The organism is Streptomyces sp. ATCC 21386, assembly GCF_018728545.1.
In the GTDB taxonomy this organism is placed as follows: domain Bacteria; phylum Actinomycetota; class Actinomycetes; order Streptomycetales; family Streptomycetaceae; genus Streptomyces.
Map to the genome: position 1 here is coordinate 1,123,664 of NZ_JAAVVL010000001.1, position 14,481 is coordinate 1,138,144.

14 protein-coding genes and 4 pseudogenes are annotated in these 14,481 nt (G+C 69.1%); 7 read left to right on the forward strand and 11 right to left on the reverse strand.

Going from position 1 to position 14,481, the window contains the following annotated elements:
- Window positions 1–271: 271 nt before the first annotated feature.
- Entirely contained in the window at window positions 272–2,701 is a 2,430-nt protein-coding gene (locus GWK25_RS04930) for an MMPL family transporter (protein ID WP_215457205.1), read from the forward strand.
- Window position 2,702: 1 nt separating this feature from the next.
- On the opposite strand, the gene GWK25_RS04935 is transcribed toward GWK25_RS04930, so the two are convergent.
- The 6 genes and pseudogenes from GWK25_RS04935 to GWK25_RS04960 form a co-directional block, all read right to left on the reverse strand.
- Window positions 2,703–3,290 carry a Uma2 family endonuclease gene (locus GWK25_RS04935; protein WP_184904406.1) on the reverse strand — a complete coding sequence of 196 codons (588 nt, stop codon included), beginning with the start codon at window positions 3,288–3,290 and terminating at the stop codon, window positions 2,703–2,705.
- A gap of 90 nt (window positions 3,291–3,380) precedes the next feature.
- On the reverse strand, window positions 3,381–4,139 hold the full coding sequence (locus tag GWK25_RS04940) for a TetR family transcriptional regulator (protein ID WP_215457206.1): 759 nt from the start codon (window positions 4,137–4,139) through the stop codon (window positions 3,381–3,383).
- Between the two features lie 96 nt (window positions 4,140–4,235).
- Window positions 4,236–4,754, reverse strand: a complete 519-nt coding sequence (locus tag GWK25_RS04945) for a thiol-disulfide oxidoreductase DCC family protein (protein WP_215448651.1) — start codon at window positions 4,752–4,754, stop codon at window positions 4,236–4,238.
- Complete coding sequence (locus GWK25_RS04950; protein ID WP_215448652.1) at window positions 4,751–5,167, reverse strand: hypothetical protein; 417 nt, start codon at window positions 5,165–5,167, stop codon at window positions 4,751–4,753. The genes GWK25_RS04945 and GWK25_RS04950 overlap by 4 nt, the downstream gene beginning before the upstream one ends.
- A gap of 115 nt (window positions 5,168–5,282) precedes the next feature.
- Window positions 5,283–5,702 carry a VOC family protein gene (locus tag GWK25_RS04955; protein ID WP_215448653.1) on the reverse strand — a complete coding sequence of 140 codons (420 nt, stop codon included), beginning with the start codon at window positions 5,700–5,702 and terminating at the stop codon, window positions 5,283–5,285.
- 156 nt (window positions 5,703–5,858) lie between these two features.
- Window positions 5,859–6,422 (reverse strand): annotated as a pseudogene (locus tag GWK25_RS04960) (hypothetical protein); the annotation flags it as partial.
- Window positions 6,423–6,712: 290 nt separating this feature from the next.
- Here GWK25_RS04960 and GWK25_RS44200 point away from each other — a divergent pair.
- Complete coding sequence (locus GWK25_RS44200; protein WP_215448654.1) at window positions 6,713–7,135, forward strand: winged helix-turn-helix domain-containing protein; 423 nt, start codon at window positions 6,713–6,715, stop codon at window positions 7,133–7,135.
- 967 nt (window positions 7,136–8,102) lie between these two features.
- Here the strand turns inward: GWK25_RS44200 and GWK25_RS44670 are convergent.
- A pseudogene (locus tag GWK25_RS44670) lies at window positions 8,103–9,035 on the reverse strand (IS481 family transposase); the annotation flags it as partial.
- A gap of 767 nt (window positions 9,036–9,802) precedes the next feature.
- Between GWK25_RS44670 and GWK25_RS04975 the strand changes: the two are divergent.
- The 4 genes and pseudogenes from GWK25_RS04975 (at window position 9,803) to GWK25_RS04985 (ending at window position 11,253) form a co-directional block, all read left to right on the forward strand.
- Window positions 9,803–10,000, forward strand: a complete 198-nt coding sequence (locus GWK25_RS04975) for a hypothetical protein (RefSeq protein ID WP_093782074.1) — start codon at window positions 9,803–9,805, stop codon at window positions 9,998–10,000.
- 9 nt (window positions 10,001–10,009) lie between these two features.
- A complete protein-coding gene (locus GWK25_RS04980; RefSeq protein ID WP_215448655.1) occupies window positions 10,010–10,414 on the forward strand; it encodes a type II toxin-antitoxin system VapC family toxin in 405 nt (134 codons plus the stop codon).
- A 153-nt stretch (window positions 10,415–10,567) separates the two neighbouring features.
- Window positions 10,568–10,951 (forward strand): annotated as a pseudogene (locus GWK25_RS44675) (hypothetical protein); the annotation flags it as partial.
- 2 nt (window positions 10,952–10,953) lie between these two features.
- Window positions 10,954–11,253, forward strand: coding sequence for a hypothetical protein (locus tag GWK25_RS04985; RefSeq protein WP_215448656.1), 300 nt, complete (start codon window positions 10,954–10,956; stop codon window positions 11,251–11,253).
- Window positions 11,254–11,449: 196 nt separating this feature from the next.
- Here GWK25_RS04985 and GWK25_RS04990 read toward each other — a convergent pair.
- The 4 genes and pseudogenes from GWK25_RS04990 to GWK25_RS05005 form a co-directional block, all read right to left on the reverse strand.
- Window positions 11,450–11,638: pseudogene (locus tag GWK25_RS04990) on the reverse strand (site-specific integrase); the annotation flags it as partial.
- A 79-nt stretch (window positions 11,639–11,717) separates the two neighbouring features.
- On the reverse strand, window positions 11,718–12,521 hold the full coding sequence (locus GWK25_RS04995) for a hypothetical protein (protein WP_215457207.1): 804 nt from the start codon (window positions 12,519–12,521) through the stop codon (window positions 11,718–11,720).
- Between the two features lie 115 nt (window positions 12,522–12,636).
- Window positions 12,637–12,954 (reverse strand): helix-turn-helix transcriptional regulator, encoded by a 318-nt coding sequence (locus GWK25_RS05000; RefSeq protein ID WP_215448657.1) that lies wholly within the window; start codon window positions 12,952–12,954, stop codon window positions 12,637–12,639.
- Window positions 12,951–13,307 carry a type II toxin-antitoxin system RelE/ParE family toxin gene (locus GWK25_RS05005; protein ID WP_215448658.1) on the reverse strand — a complete coding sequence of 119 codons (357 nt, stop codon included), beginning with the start codon at window positions 13,305–13,307 and terminating at the stop codon, window positions 12,951–12,953. Before GWK25_RS05005 ends, GWK25_RS05000 begins: the two co-directional genes overlap by 4 nt.
- 305 nt (window positions 13,308–13,612) lie before the next feature.
- On the opposite strand from GWK25_RS05005, the gene GWK25_RS05010 reads away from it, so the two are divergent.
- On the forward strand, window positions 13,613–14,329 hold the full coding sequence (locus GWK25_RS05010) for a thioredoxin domain-containing protein (RefSeq protein WP_215448659.1): 717 nt from the start codon (window positions 13,613–13,615) through the stop codon (window positions 14,327–14,329).
- Window positions 14,330–14,481 lie beyond the last annotated feature (152 nt).

Consider the following 14,481-nt stretch of genomic DNA (forward strand, 5'->3'; position numbering starts at 1 on the left):
TGGCCGGAGGCCGCCGCGCCCTCCTGGCCGGAGGAGGCCGCTCGCTCGTGGCCGGGGGTCGCTCGCTCGGTTCCGGTCATGTCCTCAGTATCCGCACCGGAGTTCCCGGATGCAGCCGCTCCGCTTTGGAGTTCCTTGGGAGTTTCGGCCCGCCCATGTCGCCCAGCCGCCGCCGTGGCCGAGGGTGAGGCCCGGACCTGGTGGACCGACCGACGACCGAGCGACCGACGACCGATCGATCGCAGGACAAGGAGAGTTGATCGTGGCGACCTTGGCACGGTGGTGCTATCGGCACCGGCTGGTGGTCCTGTTGCTGTGGGTGGGGACCGTGTTCGGTGTCGGCTTCGCGGGCACGAGCGCGGGCACGGACTACGCGAACGTCCTCTCCCTCCCGGACACGGACTCCAAGCACGCGTACGACCTGATGGACAAGGCCTTCCCCGAGCGCACGGGCGACACCGACACGGTGGTGTGGAAGGTGGACGAGGGGGCGGTGGACGACGAGGCCGTGCGGTCCCGGATCGAGCCCGCGCTCGCGAAGATCGGCCGGATGGCGGGTGTCGGGGACGTCACCAGCCCGTACGACGAAGGGGACCTGGCAGGCGGCGGTGCGGGCGTCAGCCGCGACGGCACCATCGCCTACGCGCAGGTGACCTTCACCGAGCAGGTGGACTCGGTCCCCAAGGACCTGGTCGACGACGTCATCGAGACCGCGCAGGGCGCCGAACGGGCCGGTCTCCAGGTCGAGTTGGGCGGCCAGGCCATCGCGCGGGTCCAGCAGGTCTCCCAGGGCACGTCCGAGGCGGTCGGCATCCTGGCGGCGGCGGTCGTCCTCTTCCTCGCCTTCGGCTCGCTCTTCGCGATGCTGCTGCCGATCGTCGTCGCCGTCGCCGCGGTCGGCACCGGACTGATGGCCACGGCCCTGCTCAGCCACACCACGGACATCCCGGACGTGGCCCCGCTGCTCGGCTCGCTCATCGGTCTCGGCGTCGGCATCGACTACGCCCTGTTCATCGTCACCCGGCACCGGCGCGGCATCCTGCGCGGCATGGAACCGGAGGAGGCGGCGGTCACCGCTCTCAACACCTCGGGCCGCGCGGTGCTGTTCGCGGGCGGCACCGTCTGCATCGCGCTCGCCGGAATGCTGGTGATGAACCTCCGCTTCCTGGACGGCGTCGTCATCGCGACCTCGCTGACGGTGGTCCTGAGCGTGCTGGTGGCCGTCACCCTGCTGCCGGCGCTCCTCGGTGTCCTCGGTCCGCGCGTCCTCAGCCGCCGTGAGCGCCGGCGCCTCGCCGCCACCGGCCCCGAACCCGAGCTGACGAGCGGCCTCGCAGCCCGCTGGGCGGCCTACGTCGAGCGGCGTCCGCGCTCCACCGCCGTGCTCGCCCTCGTCGTCATGCTGGTCCTCGCGATCCCCGTCCTGTCGATCCGTCTCGGTACCTCCGACCAGGGCAACCACAGCGACACCACGACGACCCGCCAGGCCTACGACCTGCTGGCGGAGGGCTTCGGCCCCGGCTTCAACGGCCCCCTCCAGGTCGTCGTGGACGGCACCGACACCGAGGGGCTGCTCGCGCGCATCGAGTCCACCGAGGGAGTGGCCCAGGTGGCCGCCGCTCCGCCCACGAACGGCGTCACGGTGATCCAGGTCGTCCCCACGACGTCACCGCAGGCGGAGGAGACGGACCGGCTCATCGACCGGCTGCGCGAGGACGTCATCCCGGCGTCCGGGGCCGAGGCCCATGTGGGTGGGGTGACGGCGGTCTCGAAGGACTTCGCCTCGGTGACGGGCGACCGCCTCCCCTATTTCATCGCGGCGATCATCGCGCTGGGTTTCCTGCTCCTGCTGGTCGCCTTCCGCTCCCTGATGGTGCCCCTGACGGCCGCGCTGATGAACCTCGTCGCGGCGGCCGCGTCCTTCGGGGTGCTGGTGGCGATCTTCCAGTGGGGCTGGGGAACGGAACTCCTCGGCATCGGCAAGGAGGGCCCGATCGCCGCGTTCCTCCCGGTCATCATGCTCTCGCTCCTGTTCGGCCTCTCCATGGACTACCAGGTCTTCCTGGTCAGCCGGATGCACGAGGAGTGGGTCCACACCAAGGACAACGCCCGCGCCGTCCGCGTCGGCCTCGCCGAGACCAGCCGGGTCATCAACTGCGCGGCCCTGATCATGATCTGCGTCTTCAGCGCGTTCGTCCTCAGCGGCGAACTGGAGGCCGCGATGGCCGGCATCGGCCTGGCCGCCGCCGTCGCCCTGGACGCCTTCGTCCTCCGCACGGCCCTGGTGCCGGCCGTGATGCATCTGCTCGGCAAGGCGAACTGGTGGTTGCCGGCCGGGCTGGAGAGGCGGTTGCCGCACCTGGCGGTGGAGCCGAGGGAGGAAGCGCCTCCGGCGGTTCAGCCGCCCTCGGCGAACGGGGAAGACCACGCCTCCGCGATCCATGGCTTCGTCCGCACGGCGGAGGGCGAGCCGGTCGAGGGTGTCGAGGTGATTCTGCTGTCGCGAGGCGGCCGTCAGCTGGACCGGGTGACATCCCTGGCGGACGGCTCGTACATCGTGGCCGCCCCCGGTCCGGGCCCCTATCTGCTGGCGGCGCCCTCAGCGACGTCCGCGTCCGGTACGCGTCAGGTGGTCGTGGGGGAGGGGCCGCTGGTGTACGACGTGGAGCTGGCGGAGGGGGAGGTGGACGCGGTCAACTAGTTCAGGACAGACCGGCTTTGAGGAGACGCTCGACGTCAAGCACGACCTTGCCGCCCACGGACTCGGGGAGCGTGACGAGCTCCCCGGGGATGTGGATGCCGTGCTTGGCGTAGCTGCCCCGCGCCGGATCGGTCAGGACGTGGAGGCGCTGGTGCTTGCGGTCGATGATCACGTAGACGGGGACGCGGGCCTTGGCGTAGTGGGTGACCTTCGTCTGCAGGTCCGTCTTCCAGTTGCTGGAGGTGACCTCCATGACCAGGCGGAAGCACATCGGGTCGTAGCAGCTGTTCTCCACCAGGTGATCGCGGTAGTCGTCGTCGACGACCGACAGATCGGGGATGGCGTAGTCCTCGGGGCCGCTGGGCAGCCAGAGGCCGATGCCCGGAAGCGCACGCACCAGGCCCAGCTGCATGAAGGGGGCGGCGAACAGCATCAGCGCCTCGGAGTGAGGGCCGTCCGGTGCGGGGCTCACGAGGATCTGGTCTCCGATGATCTCGACGCGGAGGCCCGGAACGCTCTCCATGATGTGGTTCGCTTCGGCGATCAGCGCCCGCTCCTCATGCGACCGCTCGACAGCTGCTGCGGACATCACGCGCCTCCCATGGGCTGGTGTCGAGACCATCATGGTAAGCAGGCCCGACGAGCAATGTCCCGTTCGATCCCGTTCACCCGAAAGTGATCACTCCGCCGCCCGCCCCTTGTCCCCAGGATCCGGAACCCCCTTCGTCATCCCCGGCAGGAAGTCCGTGAACAGCTCGTGCACCTCGCGGACCAGCGGCCGCAGTGCCCGGAAGCGGGCCAGCGAGACACCCCGGGTGGTCAGCCGGGCCCCCCGCTCGGCCAGCCGGTAGCTGCGGGCGCGCCCCTCGCTCCGGTCGAAGACCCAGTACAGGACGAGCCCCATGAGGGAGAGCCACATCAACTCGGGCAGAATGCCCCGAAGTTCGTCCGGAACCTTGGCCTTGGACCCGGCGAGCACCTCGCGGTGGATGGCGATGGACTCCTCGCGAGGCCCCGCCGACTCGGGGGAGAAGGGGCTGAGCGGGCTCTGCGGATCGGCCGCGTTCTTGAAGAACTGCGCCGCGAACTCGTGGTACGGCTCCGCCACGTCCAGCCACGCCTTGAGCACCCCGGCGATCCGCGCCTCCAGATCCTTCTCCCGCTCCAGCACGGGCCGCACCGCCACCAGGTGCTCCGCGCCGATCCGGTCGTAGAACCCCTGGATCAGATGCTCCTTGCCGGCGAAGTAGTAGTACGCGTTGCCGACAGAGACACCGGCCTCCTTCGCGATGGCCCGCATCGTCGTCTTGTCGTACCCGCGCTCCTGGAAGAGCCGCAGCGCGGTCTGAAGGATCAGCGCGCGGGTCTGCTCGGACTTGGCGGTGCCCCGGGTGCCGGACTGCTCCTTGCCGTCCCCGGGGCCGGAGCCATCGGCCACGGACGCTGCCGACCCGGGGCCGCCGGGCTCCGCGTCGAGCTGGTCGTCGAAGGGCTCTGGGCTGGGGCTGTCGTTCGCTGCGGGCACGGGCAGAGCCTAACGAGTCGGGCAGGTACCGGTGTCGCAGTCTCCGGGAGTCCGGTACACCCACCCGTACCGCCGGTCGTACGCCCATCCCGTCGGCTCGGCCCCGCCGCTCCCGTAACCGGAGCCGGGCTGCCGGTGGGCGCCCCGCCACTTCGCGGCGGTGAGCACGGCGGTGCGGGCGAGCCGGGCACCCGCCGGGGTGCTCAGCCGGTGCGCGAGCGGCCGGTGCTTGCGCAGCGCCCACAGGCATACGATCCAGGCGGCGGACCCCCGGTACACCTGCCCGCCGTCCCCCACGATCGTGATCTCCTCCAGCGTCGCCGAGTGATCGAGCGACGGGAACCGCAGATGTGCCTCCTGTGAGCCTGCCGCGACGAACGTCAGCGGAACCAACTGCCGCTGTCTGCCCAGCCACTCCCGCAGGAAGGCGCACAGCCCGCACCCGGCGTCGTACAGCACGGTGAGCCCGTGGACCGGGACGCGCTCGGCGCCCCGGTCCACGGCGACCGGCCCGGCCGCGGCGCTCATGCGCGCCCGGTCGGAGCGGCCGGAGCGACCCAGCCCTGCGGCGGGACCGGCGGCAGCTGCTCCCGCTCCATGACGCCCCGCCGCCGGAACTTGTTCAGCACGAACACGTTCCCCAGGTGCAGCGCGCCGAGCACGAGCAGCACCACGCCGAGCTTCGCCGACACGGCCTCGAACACCTCACGGGGGCTGGTGATGGCCCCGTCGGCGTTCAGATACAGCGCCACGAAGCCCAGGTTCACGAGATAGAACCCGACCACCAGGAGATGGTTCACGGCGTCCGCGAGCGTCTCGTTCCCCCGCAGCACGTCCGAGAGGAAGATCCGCCCGTTCCGACTGAGCGTACGCGCCACCCATACCGTCAGCCCCACGCTGACCAGCGAATAGACGACGTACGCGACGACCGTGAGATCCATGTCCCCACCCCTCAGTGGCATTCTTGAACGCGTTCAAAGCGTCCTGGGGGAGACTGTAGCGCTGTTTTTGAACACGTTCAAGCGATTGGGGGCGGGCGGGTGGACGGCCGATCGATCATCCGGTGCGGGCGAGTTCCGGCCGCTTGCTGTAGTCCGTGAGGCCGATGACGTTCCCCCAGGGATCCGCGAACTCGACGGTCCATCCGGTGGCGACGGAGAAGGGGGCGTCGAGCGGCGGCACACCCGCCGCCGCGAGGGCCCGCGCGGCGGCCCGCGCGTCGGGCACCTCCAGCCACACCCGCGCGGACGCCCACACCGGCGGCCGCTGCCGCAACTCTTCCTCCACTCGCAGCAGCAGTCCGGGCGTCTCCTTGCCGACCTTCAGCCCCGCGATCCCGGCCTCGTCCAGCCGGAACCCGACCTCGAAGCCGGCCCGCTCGTAGAAGGAGACGGCCTCGGCGAGGTCGCCGACGGGGAGGAGGACGTTGTCGAAACCGAGCAGACCGTGCGGCTCGTATGACTCTTTGTCTGACATGTCGTCAGATTAGAGCGTCGGCTGGCGCAACGACGGGAACGACAGCACGCGCGTGCGCGGTCGGGGGACGGCGGGGCAGGGGAGGTGGGGAGGGTTGTGGCAAAGGGGCCGAACCGCGGCTGTCCGCGGCCGGCCCCCTCCCCACTCTCGCTCCGGTCAGCCGATGGCGATCCGGGTCTTCCAGTAGCTCGCGGGCGCCACGATCTCCGTGCCCGAGCCCGCCAGGGCGGTCTTGCCGCCGACGTAGAAGCGGACCGAACCGTCCGAACGCACCGTCCAGACGTCGGGAACGGCGTCCCCGTTGGCGTCCGGGGTCCCGATCAGCAGCGGGATGTTGGCGTTGGACCAGCCGGCGGAACCGTACTCGAGGTCGGTGCCGCCGGAGGAGTCGACGCCGGAGGACAGGGAGTCCAGATCGGTGCCGCCGCCGCTCGCCGCCTTGCCCTTGCGGAGCATGAGCTGGGCGTGCTCGTCCGTGCGGTACACCATGTCCGTCACGCCGTCGCCGGTGATGTCCAGGACGGTGACGATGTCGCGCTCGGTCCAGGCGGAACCGGACAGCCGGATCGCCTGGTCGATCGTGGCGCCGTGGTAGCCGGTGAGAGCCCAGAGTTCGTCGCCCGCGGTGGCGAAGAAGTCGGTACGGCCGTCGCCGGTGACGTCTCCCGTGGACACGATCTGCGTCAGCGAGGCGGGGCTTGGGGCCCCCTCGGTAAGGAGGGGCGGCGCGGTGTGCGCGGGCAGGCCGAGGCGATCGGCTCACAGGGGAACGGGGCGCCTCGTAGCCGGGCGCGGACGCCGGGACCGGCGGGGTCTGGTCGGCGTGGGCGCGGTGGTGATCACCGGCGGGTGCGTGACGTTAACATCGGGTCACTGGCGCATTCAAGTGCATCCCTCCTCATTCCTTTCTGTGGGCGGTGGGACGCGGGTAGTGTGGGGCCGGTTTCCCGGTTTGGGCGGGCCGGAAATAGCTGATAGCGGGCACGGAAGGCGGCGGGGTGGCGGGCGTGATGGCGACGCGGCGCGGGCGCAGGCCGGCGGTCGGCGGGGTGCAGTTGACGTTCGAGGTCATCGCCGAGACCCTGCGGGAGCAGATCAACTCCGGGCGGCTGAAGCCGGGCGACGCGCTGCCGACGCAGACCGCGTTGATGCGGGAGTTCGGGGCCTCCAGCCTGACCGTGCAGAAGGCCATGGCCCTGCTGAAGCAGGACGGCTGGGCGGTATCCCGCCCGGGCAAGGGTGCCTTCGTCGCCCACCACGACCTGGCTGACGCGGATGACCTCGATCACCCGGAAGTGACGTCACCCGCAGGCGGGACGGCGGCCCGCGTCGAGGCACTGGAGCAGGCGCTGGCCGAGGCGGTCGAGCAGCTCGCCGAGCTCCGCGCCCGCGTCGCGGTTCTGGAAGCGGGCAACGGAGAGCAGAGCGACTGACCTGCCCGACAGGTGGCCCGGGGTGGCCCGGGGTGTCGGGTCCCAGCTGATGCACGACGTTCTGGTCCCACCTGAGGCTTGACGGTAGGCCTAGGAAACATGGGAAGCCCCGTGGGGCTTGTTCGCTTTCACGTTACGGACCGGGACATCGGTCGTGCGGCGGATCACGCGGATCTGGCCGTCCAGCTCGACGCTGATCGTCGTGTCCGACACGTGTGCGGTCACGGTCTGGCCGGCGTAGGGGCGGCCGAGCGGGACGGTCTGTCGGCAGACCATGATCGTGCCGACCGCGCTGATCCGTCGCTGCACGCTGACCGGCTCCACGCGGGGCCGTGGCGGCGGGCCGGCCGGACGCAGACCGCGCAGTCCGCGGACTTCCTCGCTGGTCAGCGGGTTGGGTCGCACCCTCAGCATCCCGAGAGGCCGGGTCGAAGAACGACAGCGTTTCGTCGTCGATCCGGATACCCACCTGGCGGCCGCCCAGGATCTCCGCCGCCAGCACCTGATGCCCGGCCAGGCCCACCAGTCCGCTGTTGTTCACCGCTCGGTCCACCTCGAACGCGACCCCGTCCCCGGCAGGCAGCGGCGGCGGCCCGGCCGCACGTCCACCCCGGGCGGCCAGCTGCGCGAGATCCGCCACCGACAGGTGCGACCGCACGCTCTTGATCCGCGTCCCGGCGATCAGCAGATGGATCACCGAAGTGTCGGCCCAGAACATCACCGTCAGCCCCGAACGGGCCGGACCGAGCCAGAACTGCTTGCCCGCGACCTGCAGATTCCCACTCGCAGGCACCACCCGCTCGAACTCCACCGGCCCACCCTCGTCCGCCTGCACCACCTCAGGAAGAGGGACAGAAGCAGGTACCACCCCGACCGGATCCGGCACCGCCGCGGGAGCCGTTCGCTGCTGCGGCACCAGCGCGAGCACGCCGGGGATCTTCAGGCCCAGCACATTCCGTTCCTGCTCGGGGACCGGGGTGAACCGGTCGGCGGGAGAGTGCATGTCCAGCGCCTGATGCGGACGATCGGAGTTGTACTCCTGCACCCACTCGTCCAGCGCCGCCTGAGCCTCCCTGATGCTCTCGAACGGACCGCAGTCGTCGAGGAGTTCACGCCGCAGCGTCTGATGGAACCGCTCAACCTTGCCCGTCGTGGTCGGCGACGCCGGCTGGGTCAGCCGGTGCGCGATCCCGTGCTCCCGGCAGATCCGGTCGAACAGCACCTCACCACCACGGCCGAACCGGTCGGTGAACTGCTTTCCGTTGTCGGTCAGCACCTCTTCCGGCACCCCGAACATCTGCAGGGCCCGGGCAAAGGCCGCGCAGACCGCCCGTCCGGTCGCCCGCTCGACCACCGACGCGATCACGCAGTACCGGGAATGGTCATCCACGCCGGTCACGATCTTCGCCTCGGTCAGCTCGCCGGTCACCGGGTTGACCAGCATGACTCCGCCGACGATGTCCATCTGCCACAGCTGCATCGCACGCTCGCGCTGCCAGCGCTTGTAATCCGACCGCTTCCGGCGCCGGACCCCCGGCTCGACCAGCCCATGGCGGACCAGGATCCGATAAACGGTCATCCGCGACGGCACCGGCGCCACCGTCCCGGACCGCTCCAGCACGTGAGCGATCCGCCGCGGACCCCACCGCGGATGCTTGCGCCGCAGCTCACACACGGCCGCTTCCACCTCGGCGGACGCCTGATGCGGACACGAGGCCGGCCTACGTGACCGGTCTGCCAGACCTGCCAGGCCCGCGGCCGCATACCTCGACTTCCACCCACTGACCGTCTGCCGCGAGACGCCCAGCTGAGCGGCCACCTCGGTCACGGTCGCACCCGCCAGCACGGCCAGGACCGCCCGGTATCTCTGCTCGACAACCGACAACTCCACCAGCGCCAATCCCGGCCTCCCGCCACACGCCGCAACGACGTGCACAGAAAAGCCGATCACGGCCACTGTCAACCATCAGCTGGGATCGAACTGTCAAGCATCACCCGGGACCGGACACACAGGTGGCCCGGGGTGCGCGTTCAGATTTTCTCTACGAGGTTCAAGGCGGGCCTGGCTCGCCAGGGCTGGCCGCCGTCGCCGACAGACCCGCCGTTCACTCACCGGGATCAGGCGCTACTGGAGGCCGAGCCGACGGGCGGTCGGGCGGCGGGAGCGGCAACCGGCCGGCTCGCTGGGCTGACCGGAATCGGGCTCCTGGCAGAGCAAGTTGTCGCCTGTGACCGTCCTACGGCCGGATCGCAGGCGTAGGACCGGTCAGGGGGCCGACCCTCACGTGCGTCGCACGGGGCTCACCGAGGGTGGGGGCCAGCCCCGTCTGCGGCGGGGAGCAGTGCTCCCGGCGGGTCGGCCCTCTCGGCAGGCCCCTCCCCTTCCCGGCCCGGCCTCCGCGCCGCCACCCCGACGCCTGAAGGGGGCCCTCCCCGGCAGATCCGCATCCGCGTAGGCCACGGCCAGCCAGGACAGGTACGGTGCCCACCGGTCACCGACTACGCCAATGGCGAGCCGGGAGCCTTCCTACGAGCACCGACACCCGGGGCGTCGAACGGACGGCCGTTCGGGTGGCGGTACGGACGGGTGAAAGCCCGGTGTCCCCGGGAGTTCCGCCCCGTATGCTGAGCTCTGTCAGCCCGCAGCATGCCCCGGTGGAGGTCCCGATGAGCACACCCGACGCGGACCACCCCGCCTACCCGCCGATCAGGCCCCGCCTGTCAGTCGAGGAACTCCTCGCGGCCAAGAACACCCAGCCGATCCGCTCCCTGGACGACCTCGCCGCCGACACTTTCGAGTCGGATGAGGAGCTGGAGGAGTTCCTGGCCTTCACGTACGCCGAGCGCCACCGCGACGTGGCCTGAGCCGCCGCCGTGCAGCCCGTCATCCTCGACACCGACGTTGCCTCGCTGACCCACAAGCGCAAGCTCACCGGTCCGCTGGCTACTCGCCTGATCGGCCGGAAGCCGCTGATCACCTTCGTCACCTTCGGCGAGCTGACCAAGTGGACCGAGATCCGGCACTGGGGCTCCCGAAGCCGCCAGGAACTGGCCGACTGGCTCTCCGGCATCCCCATTCTTCCCGGCGACGAACCCGTCGCGGCGATGTGGGGCCGACTGTCGGCCGCCGGCATCCAGCGCGGACGCCCCCGCCCGATCAACGACATGTGGATCGCGGCGTGCTGCCTCACCTATGACCTGCCGCTGGCCACGCTCAACCTCAAGGACTACGAGGACTTCAGGACCCACCATGGCCTGCGCATCCTCGGCACCGAATAGCCCGTCGGCAGCCGCCCACAGGATCAGTGGTCCAGTCCTCTGACGGCAGTAGTGACGGCAACAACCACGGACATCAGCGCACAATCACGGACCCCGACGCACCGTTAAAACCCCGCTGACCTGCAAAGAAGCAGGTAGAGCGTGGTCGCGTAGCACACGTACTATGTGCTGGCGGGCAAGACACCCGTTCTCGTGCACAATTCCAACTGCGGGCCAGCGGAGTATTACCGCGGGGCCAAGGGCGGCGGGCCGAGCTTTGCGCCGAGACCGAACGACTACAAGGTGGACCCCGCAACAGGATTCGTTAAGGAAACGCACGGCGTTTCCTTGTTCGATAATCCTGGAAGTATCACGAGCCGTGGTTTCGAGTCACATGGAATTAATCCGGCATCCATGCCTGACACGCTTCGAGTCATTCAACGAGGCAAGTATTTGAGGCATTATGAAATCGTACCTGCGCCAGGAGCAAATCTAACCCCGGCGAGGTACGCTGAGGAGCTATCGAAAATTCGGTGCATGTGCGGTGGAGGCGGATGAACTTGGCGACATACGACGTAAGATTTCCCGATTATCTCGATGGCTATGAGGCTGAGACCGAGGCCAAAGGCTATCTGGTGGGAGTGGTCGTGAGTGCAGGGAATCGATCCTTCGAACTTGCGGTCTACGACCGGACTCGCCTGGTTCAAGAACTCGATGATGAGCTGGATTCGGATCGCGCGTATTTCGCCGTTCCTAACTTGCTGGTCGTCCGATCGGTAACAAAGGCCGAGATCCGCAGGACCGTCGAAGCCCTGGCGAAAGGAAATTTTCAGGAATTGGTGCCGAATCCGGTAGAATAGCGAACCAGGCGCCAGGGTGCGGAGCGAGCGGACAGTGCGCAGGCCCCGGCGTGGTGGAAGTGCATAATGTCGCAATGTCAGCGTGGCATTGTGTCGCGTTGCGCCAATCCGCAAAATAGTTATATCGCCGGAAGCCCCACCAGAGTTTGTTCTGGTGGGGCTTCTGAGTCGTTTGACGGCAACGGTGACGGCAACCTCAGCGGACGACGGCTGCGGCTGGTGGGTCGTCGGGGTCGTCTTCCCGGCTGCCGAGCGCATGGCTCAGAGTGTCGATGGCGTCGCGCTGGAGGCGGAGTCGGACATGGGCGTAGACGCCGGCGGTGACGCCGATGTGGGCGTGGCCGAGGAGCTCCTTGATCACGACGAGGTCGACGCCCTGTTCCACGCGGAAAAGGCAACTCTCGACGCTGCCGCCTATGCTGACGCCTCTGGACTATGGGAGCGCTGCGCGTGGTTCGTAGTGGTCAGGCGTTGCAGCCGCCTGTTCGATGGGCGCTCACCGCGATGTCGTCCAACCTCATCTCGAACGCCGCCGGTGCGGGGTTCGACTGGTACAGCTGCCAGCCCAGCTTCAGTTTGTCGAAGGTGGGGAAGATGAAGTCGTCCGTAGTGCCGCCATGTTGGGTGGTGGAGACGGTCAGGTCGGGCTGGGGTGCGCCGTCGAGGTAGACCGTGACGCGGTTGTCCGTGGCGTCCAGGTGGAATTCCACGCACTGCCACTTGCCGGCGACCGCCGGGGTCGACGTCTTCCAGTTGGTCCAGTCGCCCGTCGGGCCCAGGTCCGAGCCGACGCCCCAGAAATTGCCCTTGTCGGTGGGGGCGTACTGGCCGCCGAGGGGGCGGACCAGGGTGGGGGAGTCGGGGCCGGAGGCCTCCGCGAGGGTCCAGTGGGCCCAGTCGGGGGCGGTCGGGAACTCGGTCACGCGTAGCCGCATACGGGCCCAGAAGCTGTTGCCGCGCGGGGCGAGGTCGGACAGGACCACGAAGGCGCGGCCGTTGCCCTCGGTGTGGACGCGGAGTTCACGGCCGTGGCCGGTGGAGCTGGGGACGACGGTGAGGGTGCCGTCGGAGGTGTCGGTGGTCCAGCCTCGGCCCCGTGTCACCGGGCCGAGGGGGAGGCGGTCGAAGTTCTCCCGGGCGAGCGTGCCGCCGTACGTGTGACTGGAGGGGGCGTGCGGGGCGGGGGTTGCCGAGGCTGTGGGGGGTGTCGCGATCAGGATCGCGGCCGCGGCCGACAGTGCGGCCGCGGCTTTCCGCAGGTTGGTCATGGGGGTCATGGGGGCAGTGTGTGGTCAACTGCCCCATCAGTCACGGACGTCGGACGCGATCCAGCCAAGCGGCGATGTACCGCCGCGACCCGAGGGGAGGGGCGTTGGCGCCGGGCTACGCCACGACCACCCGGGTCCCGTTGAAGTTCGCGACGATCTCCAGCTCCCCGCCCAGTGCCTCCACGTAAGCCGCGACCGTCCCTACCTCTGCGGACTCGGTCCTGCCGCGTTCGATGGCGGATACCCGTTCCTGACGCACGTGCATGCGGTCGGCCATCTCGCGCTGGGTGAGACCGAGTTGCCTGCGCATCTCGGCCAGCCGGTGCGCACGTGCCTCGGCGACCATGCGCCGGGCGCCCGCCATGATCTCGTCCAGGTCCTCGGTGTCGAAGACCTCCTCCTTGACCTCGTCCCATGAGTGGAAGCTTGTCATCGCTCTGCCTCCTCGTGACGTCGCCGGGCCAGGTGGTCCAGCCACTCGGTATAGCGTTCCTCGACCAGAGGGATCGCGCGGCGATACCACGCTGTCCATCGTCCCGCCTTGTCGCCGGCGACCAGCCGTACCGCGCTGCGCTCGGGATCGAAGGCGAAGAGGATCCTGATCTCCGTGTCTCCGGCCGAACCGGGTCGCAGTTCTTTGAGGTGATGCAGGGCGGAACCTTTGATCCGATCCACGAGAGGGCGTCCGAGATCCGGACCCTCCTCCACGAGGGCTTGAATCGCCTGGCCCACCAGCCGCGCCGTGGTGCGGTCGTCCTTACGTAATCCGTGCAACCAGTCGCGCACCTCTCCGGCATTTCAAGATGCCAGGCCATTAGCCATCACCATGTAGTACATGTGCATACTAGTACTCTGGTGTACTGGCCGCCAACCGTGCCGTCGGCCGGACGTGGATCACCCGATCGAGTGCCCTCCGGGCTACCCCCCGTCGCGCGGCTCACGACCCGAGAAGAGCCCTGGCGCTGTCGCCGTTGAGATCGCGTCACTCTTCGTCGCGCGCCCCCTTGCTCGGTGCGCACTTGTTCGTCCCGGTCGGCCATTTCACTGAGGCGAAGCGGTGGGCGTCGATGGTGGGTGCGCGGAGGAGACGGATGACGGCCGTGGTGGCCGTCGCACTGGGGCTGCTGCTCGGTGGATGCGGTGAGCGACCGGCCTGGGCGGAGCGGAGGCCCGCGTACGGCGACCTGCGGGAGGTGCCGGAGGAACTGGACGCCGACGGTACGACGATCCGCGTCGGGGATCCCCACGCGCCCGTCACCCTCCGTCTCTACGAGGATCTGCGCTGCCCCGTCTGCGAGGAGTACGAGCGGACCGGCGGCCCCGCCGCGCGTGAGCGGACGCTCGCGCGCAGGGTGGTGGCCGAGTACACCCTCGCTTCCTTCCTGGACGACAATCTGGGCGGCAGTGGCTCGAAGAAGGCGGTGAACGCGCTGCGGGCCGCGTTGGAGGAGGACAAGTTCGCCGAGTACCACGCCGTGCTCTACGAGAACCAGCCCGAGGAGATCGTCGACGGCTTCACCGACGCGTATCTGCTCGAACTCGCCTCCGAGGTGGAGGGCCTGCGCGGCCCGGCGTTCGACTCCGCCGTCAGAACAATGAAGTACCGCGACTTCGTGGCCAGGTCCGAGAAGGTCTTCGATCGGGAGGCCTCCGGCACGCCCACCGCCGTCATCAACGGAAACAGGGTTCGTGAGGCGTACTCCGGCGTCCTCTACGAGGAGGTGGCGTTCGGCCGGTTGCTCGACGCCGTGGAGAAGGACCCGGAGGGGTGGGAGGAGTACGGGCCCATGTCGGAGGATCTGGGCTGACTGTCGGTCCTGCCAGTTGGGCCCCAACGGCAGGAACGGAACCCCGCAGACCGGCTGTCTCCCCTACGAGGGCGACCGTATGCTCGCAGTCATCCTCAGCAAGGCGATGCTGCTCGCCAAGGACACGGAGATCACGGACCCGACGATCCTCA

Bases quoted from the DNA above. Each gene is read 5' to 3' on its own strand.
- GWK25_RS04945 (WP_215448651.1), bottom strand. From the start codon at position 4,754: ATGAGCGCCGCGGCCGGGCCGGTCGCCGTGGACCGGGGCGCCGAGCGC.
- GWK25_RS05000 (WP_215448657.1), bottom strand. From the start codon at position 12,954: ATGACAAGCTTCCACTCATGGGACGAGGTCAAGGAGGAGGTCTTCGAC.
- GWK25_RS04995 (WP_215457207.1), bottom strand. From the start codon at position 12,521: ATGACCAACCTGCGGAAAGCCGCGGCCGCACTGTCGGCCGCGGCCGCG.
- GWK25_RS05010 (WP_215448659.1), top strand. From the start codon at position 13,613: ATGACGGCCGTGGTGGCCGTCGCACTGGGGCTGCTGCTCGGTGGATGC.
- GWK25_RS04955 (WP_215448653.1), bottom strand. From the start codon at position 5,702: ATGTCAGACAAAGAGTCATACGAGCCGCACGGTCTGCTCGGTTTCGAC.
- GWK25_RS04950 (WP_215448652.1), bottom strand. From the start codon at position 5,167: ATGGATCTCACGGTCGTCGCGTACGTCGTCTATTCGCTGGTCAGCGTG.
- GWK25_RS44200 (WP_215448654.1), top strand. From the start codon at position 6,713: ATGGCGACGCGGCGCGGGCGCAGGCCGGCGGTCGGCGGGGTGCAGTTG.
- GWK25_RS04975 (WP_093782074.1), top strand. From the start codon at position 9,803: ATGAGCACACCCGACGCGGACCACCCCGCCTACCCGCCGATCAGGCCC.
- GWK25_RS04935 (WP_184904406.1), bottom strand. From the start codon at position 3,290: ATGTCCGCAGCAGCTGTCGAGCGGTCGCATGAGGAGCGGGCGCTGATC.